Origin of the sequence: Mucilaginibacter terrigena, from assembly GCF_004168255.1 — a bacterium.
In the GTDB taxonomy this organism is placed as follows: Bacteria; Bacteroidota; Bacteroidia; order Sphingobacteriales; family Sphingobacteriaceae; genus Mucilaginibacter; species Mucilaginibacter terrigena.
In genome coordinates this window covers 166,900-191,707 of the sequence record NZ_SEWG01000004.1, presented here as the reverse complement: position 1 = coordinate 191,707, position 24,808 = coordinate 166,900, and the positions used below count along the sequence as shown (strand labels likewise).

The 24,808-nt window shown below is 44.4% G+C and carries 19 protein-coding genes; 10 read left to right on the top strand and 9 right to left on the bottom strand.

Annotation, left to right across the window (positions count from 1 at the left end; all coding sequences use genetic code 11):
- Positions 1-208 precede the first annotated feature (208 nt).
- Positions 209-1,846, bottom strand: a complete 1,638-nt coding sequence (gene pruA / locus EWM62_RS10990) for an L-glutamate gamma-semialdehyde dehydrogenase (RefSeq protein WP_129876715.1) — start codon at positions 1,844-1,846, stop codon at positions 209-211.
- Positions 1,847-2,095: 249 nt separating this feature from the next.
- Here pruA and EWM62_RS10985 point away from each other — a divergent pair, with 249 nt between their 5' ends.
- Positions 2,096-2,356, top strand: a complete 261-nt coding sequence (locus EWM62_RS10985; protein ID WP_129876714.1) for a hypothetical protein — start codon at positions 2,096-2,098, stop codon at positions 2,354-2,356.
- Positions 2,357-2,623: 267 nt separating this feature from the next.
- Here EWM62_RS10985 and EWM62_RS10980 read toward each other — a convergent pair whose 3' ends face one another.
- Entirely contained in the window at positions 2,624-3,418 is a 795-nt protein-coding gene (locus EWM62_RS10980) for a hypothetical protein (RefSeq protein WP_129876713.1), read from the bottom strand.
- Positions 3,419-3,861: 443 nt separating this feature from the next.
- Between EWM62_RS10980 and EWM62_RS10975 the strand changes: the two genes are divergently transcribed.
- The 3 genes from EWM62_RS10975 (at position 3,862) to EWM62_RS10965 (ending at position 8,657) form a co-directional block, all read left to right on the top strand.
- Positions 3,862-4,224, top strand: a complete 363-nt coding sequence (locus EWM62_RS10975) for a helix-turn-helix domain-containing protein (RefSeq protein ID WP_129876712.1) — start codon at positions 3,862-3,864, stop codon at positions 4,222-4,224.
- Positions 4,225-4,340: 116 nt separating this feature from the next.
- Positions 4,341-7,118, top strand: coding sequence for a TonB-dependent receptor (locus EWM62_RS10970; protein ID WP_238989332.1), 2,778 nt, complete (start codon positions 4,341-4,343; stop codon positions 7,116-7,118).
- A gap of 81 nt (positions 7,119-7,199) precedes the next feature.
- The gene (locus EWM62_RS10965; RefSeq protein WP_129876710.1) at positions 7,200-8,657 is read left to right on the top strand and encodes a hypothetical protein; all 1,458 of its coding nucleotides are present in this window, start codon (positions 7,200-7,202) and stop codon (positions 8,655-8,657) included.
- A gap of 80 nt (positions 8,658-8,737) precedes the next feature.
- On the opposite strand, the gene EWM62_RS10960 is transcribed toward EWM62_RS10965, so the two are convergent.
- A complete protein-coding gene (locus EWM62_RS10960; RefSeq protein WP_129876709.1) occupies positions 8,738-10,033 on the bottom strand; it encodes a hypothetical protein in 1,296 nt (431 codons plus the stop codon).
- A 265-nt stretch (positions 10,034-10,298) separates the two neighbouring features.
- Here EWM62_RS10960 and EWM62_RS10955 point away from each other — a divergent pair, with 265 nt between their 5' ends.
- Both EWM62_RS10955 and EWM62_RS10950 read left to right on the top strand, forming a co-directional pair.
- Entirely contained in the window at positions 10,299-10,643 is a 345-nt protein-coding gene (locus EWM62_RS10955; protein ID WP_129876708.1) for a hypothetical protein, read from the top strand.
- 218 nt (positions 10,644-10,861) lie between these two features.
- Positions 10,862-12,583, top strand: coding sequence for a GMC oxidoreductase (locus EWM62_RS10950; protein ID WP_129876707.1), 1,722 nt, complete (start codon positions 10,862-10,864; stop codon positions 12,581-12,583).
- Between the two features lies 1 nt (position 12,584).
- Here EWM62_RS10950 and EWM62_RS10945 read toward each other — a convergent pair whose 3' ends face one another.
- Positions 12,585-13,919 (bottom strand): rhodanese-like domain-containing protein, encoded by a 1,335-nt coding sequence (locus EWM62_RS10945; protein ID WP_129876706.1) that lies wholly within the window; start codon positions 13,917-13,919, stop codon positions 12,585-12,587.
- Positions 13,920-14,381: 462 nt separating this feature from the next.
- Here EWM62_RS10945 and EWM62_RS10940 point away from each other — a divergent pair, with 462 nt between their 5' ends.
- Entirely contained in the window at positions 14,382-17,072 is a 2,691-nt protein-coding gene (locus EWM62_RS10940; RefSeq protein WP_129876705.1) for a valine--tRNA ligase, read from the top strand.
- A gap of 108 nt (positions 17,073-17,180) precedes the next feature.
- A complete protein-coding gene (locus tag EWM62_RS10935) occupies positions 17,181-19,001 on the top strand; it encodes an ATP-binding protein (protein WP_129876704.1) in 1,821 nt (606 codons plus the stop codon).
- On the opposite strand, the gene EWM62_RS10930 is transcribed toward EWM62_RS10935, so the two are convergent.
- Positions 18,998-19,456 (bottom strand): type I restriction enzyme HsdR N-terminal domain-containing protein, encoded by a 459-nt coding sequence (locus EWM62_RS10930; RefSeq protein ID WP_129876703.1) that lies wholly within the window; start codon positions 19,454-19,456, stop codon positions 18,998-19,000. The genes EWM62_RS10935 and EWM62_RS10930 overlap by 4 nt on opposite strands.
- 168 nt (positions 19,457-19,624) lie before the next feature.
- Between EWM62_RS10930 and holA the strand changes: the two genes are divergently transcribed.
- A complete protein-coding gene (holA, locus tag EWM62_RS10925) occupies positions 19,625-20,647 on the top strand; it encodes a DNA polymerase III subunit delta (RefSeq protein WP_129876702.1) in 1,023 nt (340 codons plus the stop codon).
- 10 nt (positions 20,648-20,657) lie between these two features.
- Here the strand turns inward: holA and EWM62_RS10920 are convergent, their stop codons facing one another.
- Complete coding sequence (locus tag EWM62_RS10920; RefSeq protein ID WP_129876701.1) at positions 20,658-21,617, bottom strand: PAS domain-containing protein; 960 nt, start codon at positions 21,615-21,617, stop codon at positions 20,658-20,660.
- 202 nt (positions 21,618-21,819) lie between these two features.
- On the opposite strand from EWM62_RS10920, the gene EWM62_RS10915 reads away from it, so the two are divergent.
- On the top strand, positions 21,820-22,227 hold the full coding sequence (locus EWM62_RS10915) for an EVE domain-containing protein (RefSeq protein WP_129876700.1): 408 nt from the start codon (positions 21,820-21,822) through the stop codon (positions 22,225-22,227).
- Between the two features lie 101 nt (positions 22,228-22,328).
- On the opposite strand, the gene EWM62_RS10910 is transcribed toward EWM62_RS10915, so the two are convergent.
- Genes EWM62_RS10910 through EWM62_RS10900 form a run of 3 tightly spaced genes read right to left on the bottom strand, consistent with a single transcriptional unit; the run spans position 22,329 to position 24,734 of the window.
- Entirely contained in the window at positions 22,329-22,850 is a 522-nt protein-coding gene (locus tag EWM62_RS10910) for an O-acetyl-ADP-ribose deacetylase (protein ID WP_129876699.1), read from the bottom strand.
- 39 nt (positions 22,851-22,889) lie between these two features.
- On the bottom strand, positions 22,890-23,411 hold the full coding sequence (locus EWM62_RS10905) for an acyl-CoA thioesterase (RefSeq protein ID WP_129876698.1): 522 nt from the start codon (positions 23,409-23,411) through the stop codon (positions 22,890-22,892).
- Between the two features lie 60 nt (positions 23,412-23,471).
- Positions 23,472-24,734 carry a type IX secretion system plug protein gene (locus tag EWM62_RS10900; RefSeq protein ID WP_238989331.1) on the bottom strand — a complete coding sequence of 421 codons (1,263 nt, stop codon included), beginning with the start codon at positions 24,732-24,734 and terminating at the stop codon, positions 23,472-23,474.
- Positions 24,735-24,808 lie beyond the last annotated feature (74 nt).

Below are 24,808 nucleotides of genomic sequence, written 5' to 3'. Positions count from 1 at the left end.
AATCAGGAACCAAGAGTCAGGAACCAGGAATCAGGAAATAAACCGGTTTGTCATCCTGTGGAACGAAGGATCTACTCGCCGATATGCATATTCGCTTTGCATAGTTCGCTATTAGATTCTTCGCTATCGCTCAGAATGACAGGTGGGTAAATAAAAAGAGCCAGGATAATTAATATCCTGGCTCTTGATTCTTATAGTCTTGCTTCTGTTATTGTTCTTTCTGTAAAAACGGGTACCTGTAATCCGTCGGCGAGTCAAAGGTTTCTTTGATCGTTCTTGGCGATACCCAGCGCAGCAGGTTGATCATTGATCCGGCTTTATCGTTAGTACCCGAGCCTCGGGCGCCGCCAAATGGCTGCTGGCCTACAACCGCCCCGGTTGGTTTATCATTGATGTAGAAGTTACCCGCGGCGTTGCGCAGGCGGGTTGTAGCCTCGGCAATTGCGTAACGGTCTTGCGATAGTATTGCGCCTGTTAAAGCGTAAATAGACGTCTTGTCAACAATATCCAGGATCTTATGCCACTCGCTGTCTTCGTAAACATAAATGGTTAGTACCGGGCCAAACAACTCCTCGCACATGGTTACATAATACGGGTCGTTCACCTTTAATACGGTAGGCTCTATAAACCAACCCTGGCTTTTATCGTAACCACCACCGGCAACTATTTCAACGCCCTTATCTGCTTTAGCGGCATCAATATATTTAGCCAGTTTATCAAACGATACCTCGCTGATAACGGCATTAATAAAGTTCCCGAAATCTTCGGTAGGGCCCATTTTAAAGGTAGCCATTTCGCGTACCATATGGTCCTTAACATCAGGCCAAAGGCTTGCCGGGATATATGCCCTTGAAGCAGCCGAGCATTTTTGCCCCTGGTATTCAAAAGCGCCGCGTAAAAGCGCCACGGCAACCGCATCGGCATTGGCGCTTGGGTGGGCAAGCACAAAATCTTTACCACCGGTTTCGCCTACTATGCGCGGGTAGGTTTTGTATTTATGGATGTTGGTACCAATAGTTTGCCAAATGTGCTGGAAAACCTTGGTTGAACCTGTAAAGTGGATGCCTGCAAAATCGGGGTGGTTAAATACCACATCGCCAACTTCGGGGCCATCGGCGTAGATCAGGTTGATAACGCCTGCAGGCAAGCCGGCTTCAATAAGCACCTGCATGATCACGTTAGCGGCATAAACCTGCGTATCGGCCGGTTTCCAAACCACAACGTTACCCATCATGGCTGCCGACGATGGCAGGTTACCCGCGATAGCTGTAAAGTTAAATGGTGTAAGCGCGAACACGAAACCTTCCAGCGGGCGTTGCTCCAGGCGGTTCCAAACCCCTTTGCCCGATACGGGCGGCTGCTGCTGGTAAATTTCCGTCATGTACTGCACGTTAAAGCGCAAAAAGTCAATGAATTCGCAGGCTGCATCAATTTCGGCCTGGTAAGCGTTTTTGCTTTGGCCAAGCATAGTTGCCGCGTTTATTTTATAGCGGTAAGGGCCGGCCAAAAGCTCGGCGGCTTTTAAAAATATGGCTGCGCGCTGCTCCCAGGGCAGGTTTTCCCAACCGGCCTTAGCGGCCAGGGCAGCGTCGATAGCGGCAGTAACATGGCTTTTATCGCCATAATGAAAGGTACCTAACAAATGCTGATGATCATGCGGCGGGCGCAGTTCTACTAGTTTTCCTGTACGTACGTCCTTGCCACCAATATACATGGGTATATCAATTTGTTTTGAGCGGGCTTCATCTAAAGCGGCTTTAAGCGCTGCACGTTCTACACTGCGCGGGCCATAGTTTAAAACGGGCTCGTTCACGGGTGCCGGAACGTTAAAAAATCCTTTTAACATAGGTGTTTAATTTAGTGCCGCAAAGATAGGGGTTTTGAAATGGATGCAGGAATTGTATTGGGGAATTTACAGAGGGATGATGGGGGAAACCTGCATATTTGCAAATTGATTTGTAACGTAGGGTTGATAGGAATTAGATGTGATTGAAATAAACATCAAAACATTTTGATTTGTTTATTTAATATGTAATATTTGATACAACCTATTGTATTACAGTAACGTAATTACTTAAACTTTTATCATAAAATTATGGAACCTACTAATCCTTCTCAACCACAAATTATTATTGTAGCCAAACAAAAAAGTGTTGGTGTCGCGTTTTTACTGGCATTCCTTTTCGGGCCGCTCGGTTTACTGTACGCGTCGATACTGGGCGGTATAGTAATGTTTATCGCGGGTATAATACTTTTTATTGTTATCCCTATTATCGGCGGCGTTATAGCATGGGTAGGCTGCATTATTTGGGCCGTTATGGCAGCGCAAAATGCCAATAAAGTTATTGTAAGATAAATGCTGATTACGCTTAATTAACAAAAAAGGCCGGTACAACCGGCCTTTTTTATTAATATTGAAATTCGTAATTGATAGTCGATTCGCTGTTTGGTAGTTTTAGGGTTGACGATATTTTGTTAACCCGGTTGTTTACAATGTCGAAGTTAAAGCCATAGCCTTTAACACCTGCCCATCTTCGTAATTCCTGATGGCTTTAGGGAATTTTGCGGCAAGCTGCGCTATGCCGCCCACGCCAAAGTAAGCTCGCTGTATTATTGGTACACATTAATAATTGTAGTAAAAGGTATTGGTATCGTTAAAATCCCTTGTGTGTAAATTACTTTGGGTTTTGGATACTTTATTATTTTTAAGCGTAATATCAAAAGTATAGTTGCCTAAATCATCACTCCTGTTATCAGTGATTTTTATCAGTTTAGGGATCTGCTTTAATTTAGCTATTACCGCAGGCGAAAACAAGTGGTAGTAAAAAATGCCTTTATCAAACACCCATGGGTTTACATCAAATTTATCGTTATAGTTTATCACATTAAGGGTTTGGTAATAGCCGGTAGAATAGGTATTATCATCCTGCGTTATAATTGAAGTGAGGTTGCCTTCTTTGTCGTAACGGTAGTAATAATTTGTTTTTAAATAACCAAGCGGGGCCTGCTCTATGTAGTAACAAAAAATAACGAGCCCTTTATTATTATATGAATATTGGTATGTATTGGTACGTTTAAGGTCCGCGCTTTTATAGTTAAAGGTTTTCTTCACTTCTGATATATTACCGCCTGTGTAATTATCATATTTATAAGAGGTGCTATCATTGCCGGTTATACTTTTAATTAATCTGCCCTCGTCGTCATAGCTAAAAACTTCGGTATCGGCTGCTCCATGTGTTATGGATAACAGCCGCGAATTATCATCATAGGTAAACTCGTACAACGGAAGGTCGTTATCAGCCCGTAACGAAATGGATTTTACATCTTTCCCTTCGGGTTGTGTATGTAACTCTTTTTTACAGGATTGGATCAACAGGAAAGATAAGAGAGCAGGTAGTATAAGCTTTGCGCGGTTCATTTCAGCGCAATATACTAACGTTTATTAAAATAAGGTTTTTTTGCGATGACTTAACCGGTTATATGGCGACGAATAAACCAATTGGCCGATGTGTAAATCAACCATAGTATTAATAACCAAAAGTGTAAACTTTTTTCAGGACGGGTAAGGGTTTAGGTGAATTTATTAAATCCGAAATCGAAAATCTAAAATCAGGAGGTGTCCCATTCTGTCCCATTCAGAAACCAGTGGGACACCCCTTTTAAAATTTAAATATCTTATAGTCAAATATTTATGATTTTGATTTGACTATTTTTATACCGAAGTCAAATCGGTAAATAATTCATTATCAATAGATTGCATAAAAATTATCATTTGTAATATAATTAGTGGGACACCCGGGAAGAATGGATGGTTTTTTCACAAAAATGTACCTAATTCCTAAAAATGTTTATAATTGCAACATGTCTGACGAAGCAGTTGTAAAACGTATAAAGGTTATTGTTAAGGAGCATGGGGGGCAGCTTGCCCTTGCCAATGCTATTGGGGTTGACCAAGGTTTTATTAGCAAGGTTATCAACCAGAAACAGGATATCAGTTATTACCTTATCCGCAAGCTTTGTTTCCAGTTAAAGTATTCGCCCGAGTGGCTGATACTGGGCACCGGCGATAAAATGATCCATAAGCCCGATTCGGCCAAGCTGATAACCGAGATCCAGATGCTGCGTACCGAGGTGGATATCCTGCACGCCCGTATGCGCGCCTACGAACTGGAAATACAGGAAATTAAGCAGCACGACAATGCCGGGCGGCAAAAAGCTGGTTAATAGCGCATTCAAAAATCAGTTAACATATAATTAATATTAAGTAGTTGTTATGGTAATAAACGCATAACATTCAACTAACATGGGGGTAATAGTTTTGCGGTATTAAATTAATACACGTGAAAAAAGTTTTATCCGCAATAACCATTCTTATCGTTTTAAGCCTGAATGCAGGCAGTTTATTTGCACAAGGTACAGGCCGTATCTCGGGCAAGGTCATCGATCAAAAAACAAGCGAAACCTTAATAGGGGCCACCGTTAATATCGAGGGAACCACCAAAGCCGCCGCTACCGATGTAGAAGGCCATTATGTATTAAGCGGCCTTGCGCCGGGCAAATACACCATTTTGGTACGCTATATTGGCTACCAAAGCAAAACCGTATCTGATATCGAAGTAAAGGCAAACGGCAATACTCCGCTTGATATTACTGTAGCCCCGGCCGAATCGCAGGCGCTTAAAGAGGTGGTTGTACGGTCTACCTACCGCAAGGAGTCGGTAGGGGCATTGTACGCTATCCAAAAGAACAGCGTATCCATATCTGATGGTATCTCCTCAGAACTGATCAAAAAATCGCCCGACAGGAATACCAGCGATGTGCTGAAGCGCATCAGCGGCGCTACCATACAGGACAATAAGTTTGTGGTGGTGCGTGGCTTAAGCGACAGGTACAACACGGCATCGCTTGATGGCGCGCCATTGCCAAGTACCGAGCCTAACCGTAAGGCGTTCTCGTTTGATATCGTACCATCTAACCTGGTTGATAACATCATTATCAGCAAAACAGCCAGCCCCGATATGGCGGGCGATTTTGCAGGCGGCAGCGTACAGATCCTGACCAAAGATATCCCCGACGAGAATTTTGTAACCGTTGGCATTGGCTATGGCTACAACACCCAAAGCACCTTTAAAGATTTTAAAAGCGGCTACCGCAGCGCTATCGATTACTTAGGTTTTGACGATGGCACACGCAAACTGGTAAGCAACTTCCCTACTACCAGCCAGATAACTTTAAGGCAATTACCGGCCAAGCAGAACATCCAGGCCATTAACACCCTTAATAACGACTATAACGTTTACACTTCAAAGGCCCTGCCTACTCAAAACTACCAGGTAACCATTGGTAACGTAAAGGAAATTGGCGAGAATAAGAACCGCCTTGGTACTACTGTAGCGTTAACTTACCGTAACGCGCAAACCATAGTGCCCGATTTTATACAGCAGTACGATAACGTTGACTACCGCAGCCAGCAAAACAAATTCTCGACCAACGTTGGCGCCCTGGCAAATTTTGCCTACAGCTTTGGTAAAAATAAGATCACGTTAAAAAACCTGTACAACAGGGTTTTGGATGATCAGTTTACTTACCGTACAGGCCCAAACACCAGCAACTCATCAAACGATAACCGTTTTTATGCTTACGACCTGTTAGAGAAAGCCCTGTTTAAAACCACTTTAGAAGGTGAGCACGGCCTGGGCGAAAAAAGTTCGAAATTAAAATGGAACTTAAGCTACAGTAACATCCTTAACGACCAGCCCGATCAAAAGAAGGTAAACTACACCCAGCACAACGCAGGCGAAGATTTTGTTGCCCAGATAACCAATTTAAATAAAGAGAACGCCCGTTTGTTCTCGCATCTAAACGAAAACATTTACGCGGGTAAGGTTGATTATAACCTACCGGTTAACCTTTTCAAGCAAAGTACACTTAAATTGGGTTTAAGCTCGCAATACCGCGACAGGACCTTCGACGCGAGGTTTATTGGCCTGGTATTAAACACAAACGACCCTAATTCTGACGCGGTTAGGCTGCGCCCGATACAAACCTTATTTGGTCCAAATGCTATCGCGTCCGGCTTATATAACCTTGATGAATTGCAAAACCTAACGGATAGGTACACCGCCAATAGCACAACCAACGCGGGCTACGCCATGCTTGATAGCAAAATTGGCGAGCATGTTCGTATAGTGTACGGTTTAAGGGCCGAGAAATTCGACCTTAACCTGGTAACCAAAGATCCTACCGCTAAAGCCGTAAACCTGGATAACCTTGACCTGCTGCCATCGGTAAACTTTACTTACGCGTTAACTGCCAAAGCAAATTTACGGGCATCATACTACCGCACCATAGCCCGCCCCGAGTTTAGGGAACTGGCCCTGTTCTCTTACTATGATTATGAGTTACTGGCCAACCAGCAAGGTAACCCCGATCTGCAGCGCACAGTAATAGATAATGCCGACCTGCGTTACGAATTTTATCCCGCCGCGGGGCAAATATTTTCGGTATCGGCATTCTACAAAAAATTCCAGAACGCCATTGAGCCCCTGATACAGGACGAGAACTCGACCACGAACATCACCTACTTTAATTCAAAGTCGGCCTATGTATATGGCTTTGAGTTGGAAGCCCGCAAATCCTTAGATTTTATCAATAGCAGCAATTTCTTTAAAAACACTACCGCTTATGCAAACTTGTCTATAAACCGATCAAAGGTAACCAACCCTACCGATGGCATACCACGTTTAGAGAAGAGCCGCCCGTTGGTTGGGCAATCGCCATACGTGATAAACGCGGGCTTGCAGCATACCGAAATGAACAATAAATTATCTATCAACATACTGTATAACCGCCTTGGTGAGCGCATCTTCTTTGCAGGTGGCGGCAGGTTCTCCAGCATCTACGAGAAGCCGCGTGATATGTTAGATTTCCAGATCGGCTACAAGGTTATCAAAAGCCGCGGCGAGATCAAATTCAGCGGGAGCGACGTGTTAAACCAACGCTACAATTTTGTGTACCAGCTTGATGGTAAGCCGTATGCACCATCGGGCACGGGTACCACCTTTAAAAATTATTCGATGGGTTCAAACTACTCATTATCATTTAATTACACTTTTTAAATTAAGTTATTTGTTAAACGCCAGTTAATACTGGCTTAATACGGGTAGCCGTTCTTTGTTAAAAAATCGAGAGATATCAACATGAAAAAATCATTATTATTTTTAGCGCTTAGCGCAGTTATTATGGCAAGTTCTTGTACTAAAAAGGACGCCATCATCGACCCAATTGTTGACCCGCCAACAAACACGGGCAATACAGTAGAAATTAGCGGAGATATAGCTACCAGCACCACCTGGACCGCCGATAAAATTTACACCTTAAAAGGTTTTGTGTATGTTACCGAAGGTGCTACACTTACTATTGAGCCGGGTACCATCATTAAAGGCGATAAAGCAAGCAAAGGTACTTTAATTGTTACCAGGGGCTCAAAAATATCGGCCATTGGCACATCAACCAAACCAATTGTATTTACATCATCGTTTGGTGCAGGTACACGTACCGCGGGCGACTGGGGAGGTATTATCCTTTTAGGTAAAGCACCGGTAAACCAGGGCGATAACGTAAACATAGAAGGCGGCCTTGATGGTAAAGGTAACGATGCCAAATACAAACAGTACGGCGGCAGCGACGCTAACGATAACTCGGGTACGTTAAAGTATGTACGTATCGAGTACGCAGGTATCCCTTTCTCACCCGATAACGAGATCAATGGCCTTACAATGGGTGGTGTAGGCGCAGGTACTACGCTTGATTATATCGAAGTTTACCGCTCTGGCGATGACGCTTACGAATGGTTTGGCGGTACGGTAACAGCTAAACACTTATTAGCTATCGGTAGCTTAGATGACGACTTTGACACCGACTTCGGTTTCTCTGGTAAAGTTCAGTTTGGTTTAGCGCAGCGCTACCCAACCATTGCCGACGTATCGGGCTCAAACGCTTTTGAATCTGATAACGATGGCTCGGGTTCGGATAAAGCTCCGCAAACATCCGTTGTATTTGCCAACATGACCTTGTTAGGCCCGGTATTGCCTTCAACAGCAGCCCCAACATTGCCAACCGTTAATGCCAACTACCAGCATGCAGCGCAGATCCGCCGTAACTCGGCCGAAAGCATATTCAACTCGGTATTTGCAGGTTTCCAGGAAGGTATTTATATAGACGACTCTAAAGTTGCTACCGCAGGTGCAACATCAACAAATTTTACAGCGGGCCGCTTAGTTTTTGCTAACAATATTATTTATGGAAGTAACAAAAAGGGCAACGAAGTTAAAGGTGACAACGCTACGCAGAAAGCTATATTCGAAGCTACTTTACGTGCTAACAACACTTTTGATGCAGCCCAATATGCTGATGCTTTAATAAACGATCCGTTTAAATTCTCGTCAGACTTTGCTTTGCCGGGTACACCAGTATTCACAGTAAAAGCAGGCTCGGCTGCCGCATCAGGCGCGGTATTTACCGATGCTAAATTAGCCGACACATTTTTTGAAAAAGTTACTTATCGCGGCGCTTTTGGTACCGACGACTGGAGCGCAGGCTGGGCTAATTACAACCCGCAAATACTTCCTTACACCACACCGGGTGCTGTAAACTAATATACAATCAACTAAAATACAAAAGAGCGGCTATCCATATGGGTACCCGCTCTTTTTTTATCCTGATACCCGGTAAAAAATTACCTGTTATAAGGGTATTCGTTTATCCAGTGGAAGCCCCTGTTTAGCAACCTGAACCTGTTCAGGTCAAACTTTTTCAGGCGGATGGTTATAGAGTCATTCCTCATGGTACCTTTTAACAGCAATACGTCTTTAGCAGGGTAGCTATAAGTGTAATGTGCTTTGCCGGTGGTATCTGCGTAGCTATACATATCTATAGTATGTTTAAGCGTATCTATTTTAAAATCGTGTGTGCGGATGGTATCGTCGCTCATTACAACCCTGGCCCGACCTTCATAACTTACGGTAAGTTTATCCCAGCGTGTTGTATCGGTTTTTAACGGCGGTATAGTATCCTTGTTGCGTACAAAGCTTTGCACGTTATATATGCCGTATAACGGTGGTTTTTTAGCGGCATCGCCATATTGGCTCATCGCTTGCACATCGCCATAAAAATTCATGGCAACCGTATAAATTACCAGTATATATTTTACCGTTGTAAGGGTGATGTTCTTCCAGCGTTTTTTAAACGTATGCCGGCCTAAATTTGCCGGTGGCGCGGATTTGTTAAGGATAAAAAAGTTAGTAAGCCGTATAAAATCCTTGCTTAAAATGTACAGGCACATAACAACCAGCATGGTTGATAGCAGTTTAACCGGTACATCAAACGCATAATTAATGGCCATGATATTCCCGGCCACCACCAAACCTATAATAGCCCCAAGCGTAGCCGTACGGCGAAAGAATAACAGTACCCCGCAGATAAACTCTGCCAACCCGGTAAAGTAATTAAAACCGGTAGAGTAGCCCATGTATGTCCATGCCAGCCCCATTGGCGATGCAGTGCCAAAGGGCTGTATCAGTCTATCAGGTGTTGGCCCGGGGAATTGCAGCTTAATAATTTTTACGCAGCCGTAAGTAACCATAGTAATGGCCACGTAATAACGTACCAGCACTGTAAGCCAATAAAACATGTTATTGTAATTGCGGGCTTTCCGGTCGGCCAGTGTCCATATCAAAGTACCTGTTAACGCTAACACAATACCAAAAAGCAGCACTAAATAATCATACGTGGTATCGCCGCTGCCATTGGTAAAAACGCTGACGGGTTTGTCCAAATGAAGTATGTGGGTGCCTATCCATACTATCAATTTGTGTATGGGTTCAATGTAAACTTCGTATAGCTTATCAATGCCGGGTAAAACACCGTTGGGGTTTAAAATAATGTATTGAATAAAAAAGATAAAGAAAAAGCGCAATGATATCTTGCGGAGGGGCGACCAGTGGGCGGGTTCGGCGGCGGTTGTTGTTGTCATCAGTTTAAGGTTGGTTGCCCTAAAATAATAATAAACTGTTTATTTAAAAGTACTTAATACTCTAATTCATATATGGCAACGCAGCACGTACGGTTTTTATTTGAGGTAGGCACCTATGCTATACCCGCTTTATTTAGCTGCATGCTGCCTTTAAAAATGCCGTTTAATCAGGATGATAAAAAAGGTGTGGTTAATCCCCCCCGTTCCTTGCGGCAGGCCAATTATTTGGTACAACATTTGTTTTTGCTAAACAATAACATAGCCAATGATACCCATATTTTTTACCGTTGGAAACGAAAGGCCTGTGAAGGTTATCCCAAATACGCAGGCCCAGGTAGATGGGCACCAGGTATTAACATATACCTATAATATTTATAACGACGGCGGGTTTGACATCGACGAAGAAAATCGGCAGGAAAGCGAATTGCTGCTCGAAAAAAAGGTCGATCCCAATTACTTGGGCTATATCACCTTTGAAGACCCCGGTAAAATGTTTACCTACACTGCCGATGGCCGTGATGAGCTTACCACCCACGAGGTTGAAGAGATCATAGAGAATATAAGCCATTACCGCGACCATCCCGGTATGTGGAACATAGAGGGGGCTTAGTGTTTTTTAAGATGCCATGCATATACTTATGCTGAACCAATAACGGACTATACCCCGCCGCGCACCCTTCATAGGCTCATGGCTAACACCCTTTTCTTTTGTTATAGTGAGTTTGTAAAACCATCAGCCTCTGCGCCAACCTTACTTTGACATGTTTTCCGCGCCATTATTGCGCTTATCGCCAACAATTGCTAATTTCAGTTTCCAAATTAACTATAATGGCATATGTAAATTCAAACGAATTTGCGGCTAATACCTTTGATGCTATCGTGATAGGGTCGGGTATCAGTGGCGGCTGGGCGGCTAAAGAGCTTTGTGGCAAGGGGCTAAAAACCCTGGTATTAGAGCGTGGCAGGGATGTGGTACATTTAAAAGATTACCCCACAGCTACTAAAAACCCCTGGGACTTTCCGCACCGCGATCAAATACCGTTGGCTGTAAAGCAGGAAAACCCAATAGTAGACCGCTGCTATGCTTTCAGCGAAGCTTCCGAACATTTTTTTGTGAAAGATAAGGAACACCCTTATGTGCAGGATAAACCCTTCGACTGGATCCGCGGATACCAGGTTGGGGGCAAATCATTACTTTGGGCAAGGCAAACACAGCGCTGGAGCAGGTTTGATTTTGAAGGGCCTGCACGCGATGGTTTCGCGGTAGACTGGCCCATACGGTACAACGACCTTGCGCCATGGTATACTTATGTTGAACAGTTTGCAGGCATAAGCGGTAACCACGACGGCCTGGAAACCCTTCCCGACGGTGACTTTTTACCGCCATGGGAAATGAACGTGGTGGAGAAGGAGATACAGAAGCGCATAATGGCCGGTTATAAAGACCGCGACGTTATTATTGGCCGTTGCGCGCATCTTACCAAACCTAAAGAGGTGCACTTGCAGCAAGGCCGGGGCCAGTGCCAGGCGCGTAGCCTGTGCGAACGCGGGTGCCCGTTTGGGGGCTACTTTAGCTCTAACTCGTCAACACTGCCCTGGGCAGCTAAAACAGGCAATTTAACCCTGCGGCCCGATGCTGTGGTGCATTCCATTATTTACGACGAAAAAAAGCAAAAAGCCGTTGGCGTAAGGGTGATAGATGCGCATACCGATAAAGCCATAGAATATTCTGCGAAGATCATTTTTGTAAATGCCGCTGCATTGAACAGCAATCTTATCCTGCTCAATTCAACATCAAATCGCTTTCCAAATGGTTTAGGGAACGACAGCGGGTTATTAGGCAAATACTTAGCATTCCATAACTATCGCGGGTCGCTTACAGCAAGTTTTGATGGGCCGATGGATAGTTACTATTATGGCCGCAGGCCAACCGCGGTAATGATGCCCAACTTCAGGAACGTTTACAAACAGGAAACCGACTTTTTGCGCGGATACATGACCTTTTATACCGCCACACGCCCCGGCTGGGGCCATTTTACCGAAGGCGACCCGATTGGTGCCGGATACAAAGATGCCATAGCCGAACCAGGGCCATGGGGCATTTACATGATGATGCAGGGCGAAACCATCCCGAAGGCAAGTAATTTTGTACAACTGAGTAACGAGCAAAAAGATAAATGGGGCATCCCGCAGCTGCGTATATCGGTTGATTATGATGATAACGACGAAAAGCTGTTAAAGGATTTTTTGGTGCAGGGGGCAGAAATGCTGGCTAAAGCAGGTTGTAAAAACATTTCTGCAAATGATAGTAAACAGGCCCCGGGGCTTGATATTCACGAAGTTGGCGGCGTACGTATGGGGCGCGACCCCAAAACATCCTTACTTAACAAGTGGAACCAGCTGCATGCCTGCCCCAATGTATTTATAACCGATGGCGCATGTATGACCTCCACAGGCACTCAAAACCCCTCGCTTACTTTTATGGCTTTAACCGCACGCGCAGCAAATTACGCTGCCGATGCGCTAAAGAAGGGCGAGTTTAAGGCATAACCTACTTCCAGTCGTTTATGGCTTCACCAAGGTCATAAACGGGGACATTGGTAATTTCGGTCTCAATTATCCCTGCCGCTGCGGCCGACCGGTAGCCCGCCGCGCAGTGCACTACGATGGGTTTATCGGTTGGTATTTCGCCCACCCGCTCCCGCAATTCGGGTAGTGGGATGGTTAGGGCATTGATGAATAATTTGCCTGCCTTTATTTCGGCCCAATTGCGTACATCAACAATGGTATAATAGTTTGGGTTGGTTTTGAATTCAGCATATTTTAACTCTGGTGAGCGCTGATTAGCCGCTTCGGGTGCTAAAATAGCAGCGATTATATTTTTTTCGTACCCTATTTTGGCCGTTTTAGCTATCATTTGTTCCAATTCAACGTCGTTACCGGCAATTAAGTAGAACTGTTCATCCGGGCCGATAACCGAGCCCAGCCAGGTCTCAAATTTCTCGGCATCCTGCAGGTTGATGGAATTTTTTATATGCCCGGCCCGGTAAACATCTTTGGTACGGGTATCAATAATTAACGCGCCTTTTTCTAAAGGGATATCAGTTGCAGGGCGGGTTACCATGCCTATACTTTCTTCAAAATTTGGGGCGCCGGTTTTGTTCAGCTCAACATCATATCCAAAATATTTTGGCATAAAGGGCTGGTCGGCCATCAGGGTATTTACAAATGTCAGCTCGTCCATCAACTGCAGTGCGTAGTTTTCGCGCAGCTCTTTACCAATACTGGTTTGCAGGTCGGGGCTCATGCTTTTACCGCACAACGAGCCGGGGCCGTGGGCGGGGTAAACGGTGACATCCTGCGGCAACACCATCAGCTTTTCGCGGGTACTATGATACATTTGACGGGCCAGTTCCTCTTTTTTGGCAGTGATATTTCCCGCGTTCTCGCGCAAGTCGGGGCGGCCAACATCACCGGCAAAAAGCGTATCGCCGGTAAACACGGCGCAGTCGCGGCCTTTTTCGTCTTCCAGTAAAACACAAATAGAATCGGGCGAGTGACCTGGGGTATTAATAGCTTTTAGTTTGATATCATCCAGTCTGATCACGTCGCCGTCGTCGAAACTTTCGTGGGGGTAGGCGGCGCCTGCCAGTTTGCTCACATAAATAACCGCGCCGGTAGTTTGGTGCATCTCCAGGTGCGAGCTTACAAAATCGGCGTGGGGGTGTGTTTCTATCACCCCGGTAATATCCGCATTGTGCAAAGCGGCAAAATCATAGTAAGGCTGCGGGTTGCGGGCCGGGTCGATAACAACCATCCTGCCCGAGCGTATAATGGCGTACGAAGCATGCGCCAGGCCCTTATCGTAAAATTGGTGAACTATCATATAACGTGTCAGTGCCGCAAAGATATAGGTTTAGTTTAGAGTGTTGTAAACTTGAGTGTTAGAATGTTGTAAAGTTATTACCGGCATCCACTTGGTAATTGACACATTAGTACAGGGTTACTTGTAACCCATGAGGCTGATTTTTATCTGCAGGATGGCAAATAATTGTGCGGGGATGTTATTTGTTAAACCAGTTGATGACAACTGATAATCGCGACATTTTAATAAAAGCTGCCAAAAAACGATTCAAGGGCATTGTTTTCATGTCTGATGCTGTATTTATAACAGTATAAACGGCGATATGTAAAAATATTGTTGCTGATATTTAAATTGCTGTAATTTATAATTGTTCCATATAGTCTTGAGAGATTAGTGATTAGTTAATTGGAGATTAGTTATATAGCGCCGAACTTCCTAAATTACCTATTCCCAATTAGCGCCAAATAGTTATTTTTGCAGGCTATGAGTATTGCAAAAACCTATTCGCCCGCACAAGCCGAAGAAAAATGGTACAGTTACTGGTTACAGCACAATTTCTTCAGGTCGGTGCCTGATGAACGCGAGCCATATACCATTGTTATCCCGCCGCCAAATGTTACCGGTGTGCTGCACATGGGCCATATGCTAAACAATACCATACAGGATGTGCTGATACGCCGTGCCCGTATGAAAGGTAAAAATGCCTGCTGGGTGCCGGGCACCGACCACGCCAGCATTGCTACCGAAGCAAAGGTTGTAGCCATGCTTAAAGAACGCGGCATCAGTAAAAAAGACCTTACCCGCTCGGAGTTTTTGACCTACGCCCTGGAGTGGAAAGATAAATACGGTGGTATTATCCTTGAACAATTAAAGAAGCTTGGTGCATCGTGCGATTGGGAACGTACCAAATTTACGATGGACGAGGATATGAGCGAATCTGTGATAGATTACTTTGTTCATCTGCATAAAAAAGGCTGGATCTACCGCGGCGTACGCATGGTAAACTGGGACCCGCAAAGCAAAACCGCCGTAAGCGACGAGGAGGTTAACCGTAAAGAAGTTAATCAGAAGCTTTATTATATAAAATATGAGGTTGCGGGTGACGAAGAGCGTGTAGCGGATGAAGAACGCACCTCACACAACGCACAACGCAGCCAAAGCTATCTAACTATTGCAACTACGCGGCCCGAAACCATCATGGCTGATGCGGCTATCTGTATCAACCCTAATGATGAACGGTATACCCATTTGCATGGTAAGAAAGTTTTTATCCCATTAATAAACCGCGAGATCCCGGTGATACTGGATAATTACGTGACCATGGACTTTGGTACAGGCTGTTTAAAGGTTACCCCCGCGCACGACCTAAACGACTATGAACTTGGCCAGCGGCATAAGCTGCCTGTTATTGATATTTTAAACGATGATGCTACCCTTAATGAGAAGGCACAGATCCTGGTAGGGGAAGACCGCTTTGCCGCCCGAAAAAAAATAGCTGTGCTTTTAGAAGAAGCCGGTGCGCTGGAAAAAACGGAGGATTACACCTCACAAATAGGTTTCAGCGAACGTACCAACGCGGTTATCGAACCAAGGCTAAGCATGCAATGGTTTTGCAAAATGCCCGAACTGGCTAAGCCTGCTTTAGAATATGTTTTAAATGGAGATGTAAAGCTGATCCCCGAAAAATTCATCAACACCTACCGCCACTGGATGGAGAATGTTAGGGACTGGAATATTAGCCGCCAGTTATGGTGGGGGCAGCAGATCCCGGCGTATTACCTGCCAAACGGCGAGTTTGTAGTTGCCAAAACCAAAGAAGAAGCATTGGCAGAAGCACATAAAATCGACGCTTCACTTACTATCGAGAACTTAACCCAGGACGAAGACGTTCTGGATACCTGGTTCTCATCAGGACTTTGGCCAATGTCGGTTTTTGATGGGGTGCGCAACCCGGATAATGCCGAGATAAACTACTACTACCCAACAAACGATTTGGTTACCGCACCCGAGATACTGTTCTTTTGGGTGGCACGCATGATCATGGCAGGGCACGAGTTGCGCGGGCAAAAACCTTTCACTAATGTTTACTTAACCGGCATCGTTAGGGATAAACTGGGGCGCAAAATGTCCAAATCCTTAGGTAACTCGCCCGACCCGTTAGAATTGATAGAAAAATATGGTGCCGATGGGGTACGTGTAGGCATGCTGCTATGCTCTCCCGCAGGTAACGACCTGATGTTTGACGAAAGCTACTGCGAACAAGGCCGTAACTTCGCCAATAAAATATGGAATGCCTTTAAACTGGTAAAAGGCTGGGAAGCCGATGATAGCATCGCCCCGAATAACCAGGTAGCTATTGAGTGGTTTGGCAGCCGGTTTAACCAGGCTTTGGTTGATATCGAGAGCGATTTTAAACAATACCGTTTATCGGAAGCGCTGATGACAACCTACAAACTGGTGTGGGACGATTTCTGCGCCTGGTACCTGGAAATGGTAAAACCTGTTTACCAGCAGGGAGTCGAAAAACAAAAAATTGACCGGGAAACCTACAATGCAACCGTATCCTATTTCCAGGATATTCTTAAGGTGCTGCATCCTTACATGCCGTTCATCACCGAGGAGCTTTGGCACGATGAATTGTTTGGCACACGCACCCCGCTTGATTGCTGCATTGTTGCACAACTGCCAGTTATCGGGCAAATAAATACCCGCCTGGTTGCCGATATAGAAGTTGTACAACAGGTAATTGCCCAGGTAAGAAACACACGTAACGGTAATAAATTATCGCCAAAGGACGCGTTACCCCTGGCTATAAAAGCAAACTCTGCTATCAACTATAAAGAATACGAAGGCGTAATTAAACAACTTGGAAACATCACCGAACTGAGTTTGGTTGATGGTGCTGTTAACGGCGCAAACAGCTTTGTAGCGGGCACAGACGAGTTTTTTATCTCGCTGAATATAGAAATTGATGCGGTTGCCGAGCGTGAAAGGCTTGAAAAGGAACAGGATTACCTGATAGGTTTCCTGAGATCGGTAAATGCCAAATTGCAAAACGAACGCTTTATGGCTAATGCAAAGCCCGAGATAATTGAGAACGAACTAAAAAAGAAAGCCGACGCAGAGGCAAGGTTAAAGATAGTGGAGGATAATTTGCGCGGGCTGGCAGGCTAATTGCATAGTGTTAAGGCACTTTGCATCCTAAAATAATAAGTTATTGTGTATATTATACCGTTATATTTATTATTTTAGTTAACCTATTTAATACCGATTTAGCAACGAGTGGATTTTTTTAATTTCTCCATTAATAAGATACTTACCAGGGAACAGTCCATCCTCGACCAGGCCCGTATCCGTTTGCTATATTATGGTTTTTTACTTGCAATTGTAGGTATAGGGGCGTTATTCCTGAGCGTGTATCTTCAAAACCTGCGGGTAATGTCGCTTACATCGGGGGTTACGCTTTTGGTGGTTTTGGCTTTGTTTAAGTATCTTACTTACAAGCCGCACTGGCGCACCATATCGCATATGCTGCTTGTTATTGGCACCCTGCTAAATTTGGCTACGGTGTTTATTATTCTGCAGGATGTAAACATTATAACCATACAGATCATTATTCTTGTTATCGTTTTCAGCTTTTATATGCTGGGGCAAAACTGGGGAATGTTTTTCTCGCTGCTTAACTTATTGCCGGTATTGATATTTATGGTGATGCAGTATGATCATAATTATTACATAGATTTTTTTAAGCCCGAAAAGGCCGATCAGTCCACCACAATCATCGCTATTTTTGCCAATTTCATACTGATAATATTTATCCATAGCCACTTTTACACGGCGTTTTTAAAGAATATAAAACAGCTTAAAGATACCGGGGAAGAGCAGGCGGCGCTAAATATCAAATTTGAAAGGGCCATTGAAAAGGCCGAAAAATCATCGCAGGTGCAGTCGGAGTTTTTGTCGACCATGTCGCACGAGATCCGCACGCCGCTTAACGCGGTAATTGGCATGAGTAACCTGCTGCTGATGAATAACCCGCGGCAGGACCAAAGCGAGAACCTGGAGATACTGAAGTTTTCGGCCAATAATCTGCTTGCCATTGTTAACGATGTGCTTGATTTTAATAAGATAGAATCGGGCAAGGTAGTGTTCGAGAAGATCAAGTTTAACCTGGTTGAACTGATGCAGAACATCTGTGGAGGGCAGATCATAAAGGCCGAAGAAAAAGGCCTGATGTTTAAGCTGGATATAGACAGCGCTTTAAGGCGGAAAATAATATTTGGCGACCCAACCCGCCTTACACAAATTATATTTAACCTGGTGAGCAATGCCATCAAATTTACATCGCAGGGTAATGTTTGGGTACGGGCAACCTGTTTAGAAGACCGGCACAATAACATTACGATTGGCTTTTCGGTTAAGGATTCGGGTATCGGTATCAAAAAAGAAAATCTGGAAACTATATTTGAGCCTTTCACCCAGGAATCTATCACCACCACGCGCCAATACGGGGGCACCGGTTTGGGTTTAGCTATTGTAAAACGCCTGCTTGAGCTTCAGGGCCTGCAAATGCATGTAAGCAGTAAGGTGAACGAAGGGTCGGAGTTTTCCTTTAATATGGAGTTTCCGGTATCAACAGAAGTTATTCCTCAGCAAAAAGAACGTACAACAGAACCACAGCCACAGCAGCCAAACGTTATTGAGTTAGAAAATATGGGCAGCAGCCTGCGTATCCTCATCGCCGAAGACAACCCGGTGAATGTGATGTTGATGAAAAAGCTGTTCTCGAAATGGAAGATAGTACCTACCATTGCCGAAAATGGCGACCGCGCGGTAGAAATTGTGCAATACGGTAATTTTGATATTATTTTGATGGACCTGCAAATGCCTGTGATGAACGGTTTTGACGCATCTATGGAGATCCGCAAAATGCCCGACCCTGCCAAGGCAAATATCCCTATCATCGCCTTAACTGCATCAGCCTTATTTGACATCCGCGACCAGGTGACCAACGCCGGGATGAACGATTACGTGGCCAAGCCATTTAAGCCGGATGAACTGATGGAGAAAATTCAAAACCTGGTAGCCACTGTGGGCAGCTAAAGCTCTTTATAGCCGGGCAATTCCTCTATAAATTGATAAGTTTCGGTAGCGTGATCGATGCGGCAATAGTAATGTTGCAAGCCATTGCTTACTACCATCAATTGCACCTTGTGCACCATATTATAGCGTGCAGCCTGGTCAAAGGTAGCCTGCGTAATGGCAACCGACGGGGCCTTGCATTCAACCAGTAAGATCTTTTTTCCTGATGAGTTAAAAACCACAATATCGGTACGTTTAGCCATGCCGTGCAGTTTTAAACCGCCTTCGAGCTTTATAAGCGAGCGGGGGTACTGCTTTTGGTTAATAAGATATTGAACAAAATGCTGGCGTACCCACTCCTCGGGGGTGATGATGATATTTTTCTTCCGCAGTTCGTCGAACACCGTAAGCTGCCCGTTTTGTTCGGTAAGCTTAAAAGGGTAGGGTGGTAAATTGAGCGGGAGTAGTAGATCCATGTTATTAAAGTCAAAAGTAAAAATACAAAAGTCAAAACAAGGTGCGGCTGTAATTATCTTTAAGTTTATTAGTCGACAAGCAGGACTTTTTACTTTTAAGTTTTTCGCGTTATTATTTTTCGTTTTAGTGCTCAAGAGTGCTTCGCAATTTCTACTTTTGACTTAAAGATGGCCGCTCCTGATATTATAAAAGACCTTAAGAACCATAAGTTTAAACCCCTGTATTTACTGCACGGAGAGGAGCCTTATTATATCGACCTGGTGAGCGATTATATCGAGAACAACCTTTTATCCGACGCGGAGAAGGGTTTTAACCAAACTATACTATACGGCAAGGATACGGATATTATGACCGCCATTAACGCCGCCAAGCGCTACCCCATGATGAGCGATTACCAGGTGGTGATGGTAAAAGAAGCGCAGGATATGAAATGGGGCCGGGATGATGACGACAAAAAAAGCATCAACCCCATACTTAGCTATCTGGAAAACCCGCTGCCAAGCACCATTATGGTATTTTGCTACAAATACGGGAAGTTTGATAAACGTAAAAAGACTTACAAAGCGATTGAAAAGAACGGGTTGATATTTGAATCGGCGGCGTTATACGATAGCAAGATACCCGGCTGGATAGAAAGCTATATAGCCGAAAAAAAATACAAAATAAACCCGCAGGCATCGGTCATGCTGTCAGAATATTTGGGGAATGATCTTTCTAAAATTGCCAACGAACTGGACAAGCTGATACTGAATATCAGCGCCGGGCAGGAGATAACCCTGCAGCTGATACAGGATAACATAGGCATCAGTAAGGAGTATAATGTTTTTGAACTACAGGGAGCTTTGACGAAAAAGGACGCCTACAAGGTTAACCAGATAGTGAACTATTTTGAAGCCAACCCTAAGGCCAACCCTATTGTGCTGGTGCTGGGCAATCTCAATAATTTTTTCAGCAAGGTGCTGGCCTATCATTATGTGAAAGATAAAACACCGCAAAATCTAGCAAGGGAACTTGGTGTTAGCCCATACTTTTTAAAGGATTATGAGCAGGCAGCGCGTGGTTACAATCTTGGCAAAACCTTCCAGGTGATAAGCTACCTGCGCGAATACGATCTAAAAAGCAAAGGCGTTGAATCAAACACCGGCCATGGTGGTTTGATGAAGGAACTGATGTTTAAAATATTGTACTAAAGCCAAAGGCCTACTTTAACGTTTTTTCTACCCGGGTATTGATATCCTTTATGATATGATCCAGCTCAACAGCGCTTAGTTTAAGCATTTTTAAGGGCTGCTCTAAATGCTCTTCATCATGCGGCGCGCATTCTAAAGAATTAATGATACCTAATATATTGGCCAGCGGCTTTCGTATCAAATGCGAGTTGATATAGGCTATCTGATCAAGGCTTTTGTTTTTAAGGTTTATCTGCTCCTCGCCATGTTTTTGTCCGCTAATATCCTGAAAGTATACCGCCAGTCCATCACTGCCGGGGTAAACCGTAAAGCACACCCATTTATTTAACTGCGGGATATGTTCTTCAAACTTTATCGTTTCTTTATGATCTAACGAGTAATTAAACCGTTTAAAAACGTTTAGCTCGCGATAGTAAGGGTATAACTGCCATAACGTTTTGTGCAGTACCGCGGCCCTGTCTGTAGCCAGTATGCGCTCTGCTTCTTTATTCCAGTAAGTTATCCGCAGTTTGCGGTCGAGCGTTATAAAGCCATCAGTGATGCTTTCCAGGGTCTCGTTAATTTTATCTAAGGCCTCGGTAAGCTTTATATCCTTATGCTTTTGCAGGGTGATGTCATTAATAATAACCATGCGGCAACGGCACCCATAATAGGTAACGTTGTACGATGTAATGTTTACATAAATTACGCTTCCATCCTTTTTAACGTGCGTAAGGTCCTTTTTTATGGTTTGGCTGTGCTTTATACGCTTGATAAGAGCAAGCATATCCTGCTGCTCGTGCACCGGCCGGATGTTCGATAGTGTTATTTGGTTTAAAAACTCCTCGCGGCAGTAGCCATAATGTTTTATAGCGGCATCATTTACCTCTTTAAACTGAAGCGTATCAACCTCCACGATCCACATTGGGTTGGGATTGTGATGAAACAACACATTAAAGCTGGCATCATCATTATTGATCTGTAAAGGCATACTTGTATACGTTCAAGGCAAATGGTATACTACAATTATATATATTATCGTATTAAGATTAGCTACAAAATAGTTTTTCGTAAGAAGAAAAATAGATGTTTAAACGCGTTTAATAATTAATTTTAGTTTTTCGCCGTATTTTGTCACCTTTACCGCGTCCGGAGAAAATAGCAAATTCAACCACTCCGTACATAGTTTTTATATGAACCATTGGCTTGTAAAATCCGAACCGTTTAAATATAGCTGGGATAAATTCAACAAAGAGGGCCGTACCTTTTGGGATGGTGTGCGCAACTACCAGGCCCGTAATAACCTAAGGCTGATGAAGGAAGACGACCTGGTAATGTGGTACCACAGCAACGAAGGGAAAGAAATTGTAGGCATAGCCAAAGTTGTAAAAGAGTTTTACCAGGACCCAACAACCGAGGACCCTAATTGGGTTGTTGTAGACCTTGCACCTGTAGAGCCGCTTAAAAAGCCCGTAACCCTCGAACAAATTAAAGCCGATGAACGCCTTAAAGATATTGGCCTGGTAAGACAAGGCCGCCTATCTGTAATGGGGATGACGCGCGAAGAATTTGACCGGATACTGGAATTGGCAGGGGAGTAATTAATGATTTAACCACAAAGCGCTTAAAGATTATATTTTATATCACAAGGTCACGGAGCTTACTTCGTGACCTTTGTGCTTTCGCTTGGCGCTCTTTATAGCTAATTATTTAACAGCCGTTTATACAGTCCGTAATTCTCATCATCAAAACAAATAAATATCACTTCTTCCATATCCCGGTTAGTATGTAAAAAGGCATCAACGGTTTTTACCGCTATCGATGCCGCTTTATCTTTAGGGAAACGGTAAACCCCGGTGCTGATATTTGGGAAAGCGATGGCTTTGATCACATTACCCGCAGCAATTTTAAGGCTGTTGCTGTAACAATTGGCCAGCAGTTCTTCTTCGTTGTGCTTACCGCCGTTCCAAACAGGGCCAACGGTATGTATCACGTACCGGGCGGGTAGTTTGCCGCCCGTGGTTATTACCGCGTTGCCGGTTTTGCAGCCGCCCTGCCGGTTAACAATCTGTTTGCATTCTTCCAATATCTGCTTGCCGCCGGCACGGTGTATGGCACCATCAACACCCCCACCACCCATCAGGCTGCTGTTTGCGGCGTTTACAATAGCATCAACCTGTAGTTTGGTGATATCGCCTTGCTGTAGTTTTATACGATCATCCATAAATAAATAACGGATAGGGTAGTAAAGATGTTTTTGAGGCTATTTGGTTACGCCAAAAAACAATGCCTTTAGCTCGGTAGCATCATCAGGTTTCATTTTGCCGCCTAATATCAGCCTTAGCTGGCGGCGGCGAAGCGCACCTTCATATAGTTCAACTTCTTCGTCGGTTTCGGGCAGCATAGGTGGCACGGGTATGGTACGGCCGTTTTGGTCTAAAGCTACAAATGTATAATAGGCCTCGTTACTTTTAACTTTCGTACCGGATGGTATGTTTTGCGCATATACATCCAGCCGCACCTCGACAGAGGTAGTAAATGCGCGCGAAACCTTAGCCTCGATGGTAATTACATCACCAAGTTTTATAGGGTGCTGAAAGGAAACATTATCAACAGACGCAGTTACCACTATACGGTTGCAGTGTTTTTGTGCCGATATAGCTGCCGCGATATCCATCCAGTGTAATAAACGGCCTCCCATTAAATTGTTAAGGGTGTTGGTATCGTTAGGTAATACCAGCTCGTTCATAATGGTGAATGATTCTTTGGATGATTTTCCTTTCATGCTGCAAAGATAAACTTTAACAGGAAAGTATCGACCGTAAAAGTTTGTAAGCCAATATTGCTATTGCCTTGCCGTAGTTAATAGATTATAACCCACCAATTGCTCGTAGCGGGCCCCGGTTTGGCGGTAGTAAACCAGCAACTGGTATTCGTTCTCGGTTTCAAAATAATTGCCTTCAAGTGCGGTATCGTCGGGCTTTTTGGTGGCGTTGCTCACCCAAACGTACTGGTAATCGTAAACCCCCTGTTTCAACAGCAGATCGGTGTACCAGCGGCCGCGGTCGTCATACGTGAGCCTGCTGTTAGCGTCGAGCTTATAATCATTAAACTGCCCTACAATATAGGCCGTACCATCGGCCTGCGATTTATTGGCTGCCAAACTGAAATACATATGCGCGTAGTCGGCATCGCGGCGCGGGTCGTTGCCATCCTGGTTAAGGATGAAAAACTTACCATCAATATCATACAGCAAAGTATAATTGGGCAGGTCGCGGTTTGGGTCGCCAAGCAGTACAACCGTATTGGCGGTATCTTTATAGATCTTTGAGATCCGTTCCGAGTTGAGTTTTAATGTACGTGTGTCAAAATGCCTGAACTCGTTACGGCCTGCAAAATCGTTAATGTTAACATCGTTATAAACAAGCTGCGTGCCACGTATGTAGGTTGGTTTATTGTTCATGATCCCGGTTTCGGGCCTTGCATTTTGCATCAGGAAAGCGCGGATATCGGTGGTTGGGTTTTGAACGGCTAACCCTGTATAGTCGATATTGAAATTTACCTTTTGGTTTGTGCGCCTTGCCGAAACCGTGTTAGACGCGGTGATATTGGCGCTTACCGATACGCGTTTGCCCACCACATAAAGCCTGCGGGTAAGTATCAGTTTAGTTGGGTCGCCATCCTCATAAACCTTTAAAATGTAATTGCCTGATATTTTAGGCGCGATGTTACGGTTTGGGATCTTAACCTCGTAGTGGGTGTATTTTTGGAACGTACCCGATGAATAAGTGTAATCGTTCAGGCGGTCGTCGGTAAAGCTTTCCAGGTACTCGGCAGGCGACAGGCTGGAAGGGTTCCAATTGGCATCGCAGTGCTGCAGGGTGTAATTAAAAGTACGGCTTGCACCGCTCAGGTCATCAAAACCCAGGGTAACAGTTTCGCGCCCGCCCAACTCAATAACCGGGAACGAAGCCGTTTTTTTTGAATTATAAAACTCAACGCTTTTTATCTCGTGGCGATAAACGCTGTTATCAAAGGGTGGAGTTTGGGCGAAACAGGATATGCTTACAAAAATGCAAAGCAGTAAAAAGCAGAAACGGGTTTTCATCAACACAAGGTAGAAAAAAGTCACGTTATGCCGAATTTATTTCATTTACCGCGGTTTAGCGCAACTGAAAGCTC